The following is a 6,225-nucleotide window of genomic DNA, read 5'->3' as shown; positions in this document are numbered from 1 at the left end:
TCGTTCGCATCATGAGGAGCTCCAAAATGTACCCACTGATCGGTTACGCTCAGACGACGGATTTGGATCAACTGGCGCCCCGGTCCTAACCCAACTGCCGAGCATCGGGTTGCATGCAACTATCATCATTGTTGACGGCAATCGGTAGCACTTGTTGTTGGGCCATGGACGGCTTATTGACGCTCGATGGATAAGGACAAGAAAAACCCCGACTTGAAGCTCGAGGCCTTTCTCGCTCGAGAGAGTGAGAGACGGAAACGGGCCGCGGCTCTAAACAAATCTCCGAAGACCGTCGACGAGCAGCATGAGCGCGTTATGGAGGCCGAACGGATCCGACGGAGCACCGAGGAGAAAGAAGACCCCAAGAAGCGCTAAATGAAGCGCTGGGCTGCTCTCCCCGCGCCCCTTGCACGTCGCCGCCATGCTGATCCGCCCCGCACTCCCCTCCGACGAACCCGCTATACACCGCGTCACAGAGATGGCGTTCGCGTACCACTCCCATAGCAATCACACCGAAGCTGAGATCATTCGGGCCTTGCGCGCGGACGGCGATCTGACGATATCCTTGGTGGCCGAAGTCGGCGACGACATCGCCGGCCATATCGCCTTCTCGCCCGTGACAATCGAGGGACGCCACGAACACTGGTTCGGGCTCGGCCCGCTCGCGGTACTGCCGGCACTGCAAAACCAAGGGGTCGGAGCCGGGCTTGTCGAACCGGGCCTTGCCGAGTTACGCGCAAATGGCGCCAGAGGCTGTGCGGTTTTGGGCGACCCGGGCTTCTATGGCCGCTTCGGCTTCAGAAGCGTTGGCGCCCTCCGCTACGGCGCCCTGCCCGTACGCCTCGTTCAATGGATCGCTTTCGAAGGCGATACACCTTCGGGCGAACTAAGCTATGCGCGCGCGTTCGACTTAGCCAGGCCATACGGCCAACCGCGCCATTAGCGCTCCGGGAAATTTGGTCTGTCCTCGTTATAGTTGGCCTCGAGATAGTCGAGGATCTCCGTGCGGTCGTCGTCGGAGAGCGGCGCCATGCCCTGATCTTCGATCATCCAGTCCAGCGCCTTGTCCCATCGCGCCCGCGTCTTGCCCTGCTGTACGATGATCATTTCCGAATGACACGGCGTACACAGCGCATAGGTTTTCGCAATGCCCGGCCCATCGACCAGAAGACCGAAGTCCCGCTTCTTGTCACTGTCGTATGCGGCGGCCTCGGCCTTGGCCAGTTCGGGATCCAAACCGATGGGCAGCGGGTTCGCGCTGTTCTGATTGAGATACGCGATCAGATCGGAGCGCTCGGCATCGTCAGTGACGCCGGGGACGGCCATCCGGGAGCCCGGCACGGCCCCGGCCGGATCTTTGAGGAATGCGTCGAACCGCTCGAGCTCCCATTTACCGCCATATTCTTTGAGCGCATCGCTATAGGCATAGCCGTCGACGCTGGCGACGGGGCGGTCGATAATGCCCCAGAGGTTGGGGCCAAGCTTAGTGGGGCCGCCCTCTTCAATGCTGTGGCAGCCGCCGCAGCGAACGAAGATCACCTCCCCCTTCGCCGGGTTCGCCTTGGCAAGACGATCGTCCAAGGTTTGTGCCTGCGCCGCTTCGGGACCAAACGAGCCGTAGAGAAACGTGCCGGCGGCCAGCGATGCCAAAAGAAAGCACGAGGATCGAAGGCTACGCCACATTGACCGCCAACCGATGTATTGCGTTGTTGAGATAACCCTTGGGGTTCCAAGGAATGGCGGAGGGCTGCGTGGCGCCTTCGCTGTCCGTGGCGCGCGACCAAATCTCGTAATAGCCGGCTTGCGGAAACGCGACCGTCTTCTTCCAGTTCTGCCACGCGCCAAAATTCACGGGCGCTGCCAGATCCGCAGTCGTCCAGCTCGCGCCAAAATCGATCGACACGTCCACGCTCTTGATCGTGCGATCGCCCGACCAGGCATGACCGCGCACCTCGACGGACTTTCCGGAAACGTTCGACTTAGTGGCAGGATTGGTGATGAGCGATTTCACGGGCAGCCGCTCGATGATTTCGAAATCCTCGAGGGGAACGTCCTGCCCGGGCGCGACAGGGTAACGGGGCACACGGTAGGAGGTGCCGCCCATCTTCGGCCCGTCATGAACCACGTCGCGCAGCCAGATGCGCGTCAACCATTTCTGCGAACACGAGCCCGGCCAACCGGACACTACAAGACGCAAGGGGCGCCCGTTCAAGACCGGGATCTCGGTATCGTTCATCTCGAACGCGAGCAGCACATCTTCGGCCATCGCTTTTTCGATGTTCAGCCCGCGGGAAATCGGCAGCCTGTGCGGGTCGCCGGACAGATGTGGATCGGCACCCACATTGGCGGTGTAGACGACCTCCTTTTTAACGCCCGCTTTGTTTAGGACATCGCGCAACCGCACGCCGGTGAAATAAGCGCAGCCCACGCCACCATAAGTCCATTGATTGCCGCCGGGCGGCGGGCTGAAAAAGAAGCGGCCATTGCCGGCGCACTCGATGACGAGCGCTAGTTTCACCACCTCGAACTGTTCTTTCAAGTTGGCGATAGAGAGCTTCAGGGGATTGTCCACCAGCCCGTCGATCATCAATTCCCAGCCGTCCGTGTCCGTGTTGGCGGGAATACCGCCGTTGTTCCGCACGAAGAAATGTTCGTTGGTGGTGATGGGCGAGTCGAGTAGATGGGGCGGCGTCTCGGCGTTGATGGGCCTGTCGTTCAGCAGGACGAGGCCCTCTTTCCCCTTCAACAGCTCCGCATCTGCGAGTGCCGCCGGAATGAGACCTGCGGGCATGTTGCGATGGAATGGAATTGCGGCACCCAGCAGGGCGCCCATTGTGGCAAGCCCCGCGCCCCGCAAGAAGCCGCGCCGGTCCGGATACGACTCCCGGTCGAACACAGCCTTGTCCGCCGCCTCGGGATCCTCTGCGAAATACGCGAACATACCCTTCTGTATTGTCGGCATTCTGGGCGTCATCGCGTCCTCCGGTAGAGCAACTCTAGACATCTCATAAGCGCATGACAAACCAACCGCCTTTGGGCTACCGGACTATCGATGTTGCATGAATACTTGCCTGAGGTGCCGTCTGGCACTAGCGCGGCCGAGGCCCTCCAACGCAAGATGCCTGATTTCGCCGGTGCCGCCTGGAAGTGTGCGCGGATCCCACCTAGGAGCGATCGCGCCACCTGTTCTGCGGGCCCGAACGCTCCCGCCGGCCGACGCGACGGGGACCGCCCACAAGCCAAGACACATGCTTGTTCTCGTCCTGACCTTCCGCACTCTCGCCGGCGTCGTGGCCATTCAAACGCACCGACAGGGGCTGCATAGAAGGCTCTGGCTTAAACGGCTGGTATGCCTGGGCCGGCTCCGGCTCGTAGACGGGCCTTTGCTCAACCGGAGTGACAGGGCGTGCGGTATGGCTCTCAACATTGGGCTCGTTATGGGGCACCGCCGGGGTCGGTTCTTCGGGCAAGGCCGTCGTCTGCATCGGCTCGGGCGCATAGTACGGTTCGGGCGCGGGCGCCTGTTCTGGCTCTGCCTCGGGCACTTGTTCCGGTTCAGGTTCGGCGCGGAACACAATCCGCGTCGGCGGGATCGGCTCGGCGATGGTTTCAACTGCGGCGCCCCGTGACATCTCCTCTACCATGTCGTGCGCCGTCTGGATGTGAAGGACGCCCTGCCCCACCGTCCAGACCGGCGGGCGCTCCAAGTCGTATGGCAGAACCGTGCCGAGATCACCCTCCGCCTCGTCAATCTGATCGGTCGTCAGACCGCTGACATCGGCGAGACATGCGCCGCACAGATTGGTGGCCTTGAGGACTGCACCGGCCAAACTCGCCCCGTCCAGTTGTGCGCCTGCGAGGTCCGCGCCGGTCAGGTCGACGCCCTCGAGCCGCGCCCCGCGCAGATCCGCATTGGTCAGGTCCGCGCCCCGCATATCAGCACCGGTGAGGGTCGCGAAATACAGAGCGGCATCCGACATCTGTGTCCGCGACAGATTGATCGGCCCGCCATTCATGGGCCCCATTTGCCGATCCCCGATGCTCAGCGAAATGCCGGAAAGATCGGGCACGATCGACGGATTCTCCACGCGCCATGCGTTCCAGGTGCGCGGGCCGCGACGCAGAATTTCTAAGTGTTCTTGTATTGTCATGTCAGGACTCTGCGTACTACGGAAATGGCGATTGGCTCAACGCGATATTTTGTGCACTGCGATGAAAAAATGCGCAGCAGTCATCAAGAGTATATCGCAAGGGCGTAGCGGGCCCATGTAACAGTTTTCTAGCAACAGACGGATTGTCCACAAATCCGACCGGGCCACGCTGTCTCCTACGGCAAATTCACCCTGACCCGGTCCACGATGCTAGCATTCTTTTCGGATTTGGTCCGCGCTCACTCTTTGCTTGGCGGTCTTGTCCCACTATCCGCAGCATCGCCCTTGCGGCCTCTCCGGCTGGCCAGCACGTTTACGAATTCGACTCCGGCCGAAAACGCCATGGCGAAGTAGATGTAACCGCGCGGAATGTGGAAATGGAACGCATCGGCCACCAGCGCGGCGCCGATCAGCAGCAGGAAAGATAAGGCCAGCATCTTGGTCGTCGGGTGACGCTCGATGAAGGCCGCGACGGGCCCCGAGGCGACATACATCACGGCAATAGCCACGACTACGGCGGCGATCATCACCTCGATATGGTCCGCCATCCCCACGGCCGTGATGATCGAATCCACGGAAAAAACGAGATCGATGACGGCAATCTGGACCACTGCCGCCGTCATGGTGGTGACCAGTGGGCCCGACCCGTTTCCGTCATAGGCGCCCTCAATCCCTTCGTGAATCTCGCGCGTCCCCTTCACCAGGAGAAACAAGCCGCCGGCAAGAAGCACGAGGTCGCGCCAGGAAAAGGCGTACTCGCCGACCGTGAAGATCGGCGTGGTCATGTGTATGAACCAGGTGAGGAAGCCAAGCATGACGACGCGGAAGACCAGCGCCAATGTCAGGCCAATGCGCCGCGCGGTGAGCTGTTGCTCGGGCGGGAGACGCTGAACCATCACCGAAATAAAAACGACATTGTCGATGCCGAGCACGATTTCCATCGCGCTCAAGGCCAAGAAACTCGCCCAGACATGCGGATCGGTGAGAAGTTCAACGAATGTCATGGAGATCTGACTAGCTTCACGGCTGTTGCACCCTTGCCACCTGAATAACGCAAGTGCCCATGCCTGGTCTATCGCCGGTTCGGTGCCAGGACACCTCACATGAAGCCTTCTCGTACGTAGACGTCTCAAACAAAGGCTCTGTGGCACGAAAAGGCCCACCGGTCGAAACCGGTGAGCCTAACTCGATCAGCCCCTTCTCGAAGAAAAAGCCGCCGCCCGGGACATGGGCGGCGGCAGTTTGGCGAAAAGGGTTATTTTCGCTTCTAGGTTCTATCGACCTACCAGTCGATCTGAGCTCGCATGCCGAAGCCGCTTATCATAGCTCCGTCGTTGGCACCCCCAGAGATTTCCGACTGGTTGTAGTTGAGTTTGAGTGCTGTGTAATCATTGATCCACCAGTTCAAACCAATGAGCCACGTCTCCTGGTCGCCGCAATCATCGCATGTGACAGCATTCCTGGCCGTGGATGCGTTCACGTGAGCAGCGCCATCAGCCAAGTTGATGACGTCGTAGCGTCCGGCAACTTCCCACGCACCCCAACCTCCGTTCTTGGGGTCGAATGGGTTATTCACCTTTTGCCGACCGAAGCCGCCAGTGTCAGCCTTATAGTTCCGCATATCGTCAGTGAGGAAGGCGCTACCGCTGATATACCAACCATCATAAGTGGGGCTCACATTCGCTATGGTGCTCGGCAGCTGCGAGTCGAGCTGCGCATACTCACCCTGCACCGAGAAGCGGTTATAGACGATCGCCCCCTCGAGATTGAACATATCGTCGTTCTCGCCGAACATCGGCGTAGCAACGAACCGGTCCGCAAGATGTAGATCGGCGCCGCGGGCACGATATCGGATCAGGTCTGCGGCTCCCGTGTCCTCAAGTGTGCCGGCATTCCGGTGCCGATAACTCGCACCCAGATGCAACACAGTTGTGTCTGTGTTGATGGGCGCGATGGTACCGCGAACCGAGGCGGCTGTTTCATCGTCGAAAAAGGCCTCCTGACGGCTCGGCGTGGCGCCGTAGTACCCGGTCTGGAAAGACCAATGTTTGTCACCGACCCAAATGCCAGCACC

General features: G+C 60.4%; 7 protein-coding genes. 2 read left to right on the top strand and 5 right to left on the bottom strand.

Annotation, left to right across the window (positions count from 1 at the left end; translation table 11 throughout):
- Positions 1 to 186 precede the first annotated feature (186 nt).
- Both WBQ77_RS01630 and WBQ77_RS01625 read left to right on the top strand, forming a co-directional pair.
- Positions 187 to 375 (top strand): hypothetical protein, encoded by a 189-nt coding sequence (locus tag WBQ77_RS01630; protein ID WP_424058633.1) that lies wholly within the window; start codon positions 187 to 189, stop codon positions 373 to 375.
- A gap of 46 nt (positions 376 to 421) precedes the next feature.
- Positions 422 to 943, top strand: coding sequence for a GNAT family N-acetyltransferase (locus WBQ77_RS01625; protein ID WP_424044423.1), 522 nt, complete (start codon positions 422 to 424; stop codon positions 941 to 943).
- Here WBQ77_RS01625 and WBQ77_RS01620 read toward each other — a convergent pair.
- The 5 genes from WBQ77_RS01620 to WBQ77_RS01600 all read right to left on the bottom strand — a co-directional run.
- Positions 940 to 1,683 carry a c-type cytochrome gene (locus WBQ77_RS01620; RefSeq protein ID WP_424044421.1) on the bottom strand — a complete coding sequence of 248 codons (744 nt, stop codon included), beginning with the start codon at positions 1,681 to 1,683 and terminating at the stop codon, positions 940 to 942. The two genes, WBQ77_RS01625 and WBQ77_RS01620, sit on opposite strands and share 4 nt — an antisense overlap.
- Positions 1,673 to 2,962, bottom strand: coding sequence for a sulfite oxidase (locus WBQ77_RS01615; protein WP_424044419.1), 1,290 nt, complete (start codon positions 2,960 to 2,962; stop codon positions 1,673 to 1,675). Before WBQ77_RS01615 ends, WBQ77_RS01620 begins: the two co-directional genes overlap by 11 nt.
- A gap of 202 nt (positions 2,963 to 3,164) precedes the next feature.
- On the bottom strand, positions 3,165 to 4,151 hold the full coding sequence (locus WBQ77_RS01610; protein WP_424058631.1) for a pentapeptide repeat-containing protein: 987 nt from the start codon (positions 4,149 to 4,151) through the stop codon (positions 3,165 to 3,167).
- 239 nt (positions 4,152 to 4,390) lie between these two features.
- A complete protein-coding gene (locus WBQ77_RS01605) occupies positions 4,391 to 5,155 on the bottom strand; it encodes a TerC family protein (RefSeq protein WP_424058629.1) in 765 nt (254 codons plus the stop codon).
- A gap of 278 nt (positions 5,156 to 5,433) precedes the next feature.
- A partial coding sequence (locus WBQ77_RS01600; protein WP_424058627.1) for an OprO/OprP family phosphate-selective porin occupies positions 5,434 to 6,225 on the bottom strand: 792 nt, incomplete at its 5' end.

Source organism: Methyloceanibacter sp., assembly GCF_049590335.1.
GTDB lineage: Bacteria > Pseudomonadota > Alphaproteobacteria > Rhizobiales > Methyloligellaceae > Methyloceanibacter.
This window is presented reverse-complemented; position numbering and strand designations above follow the sequence as displayed.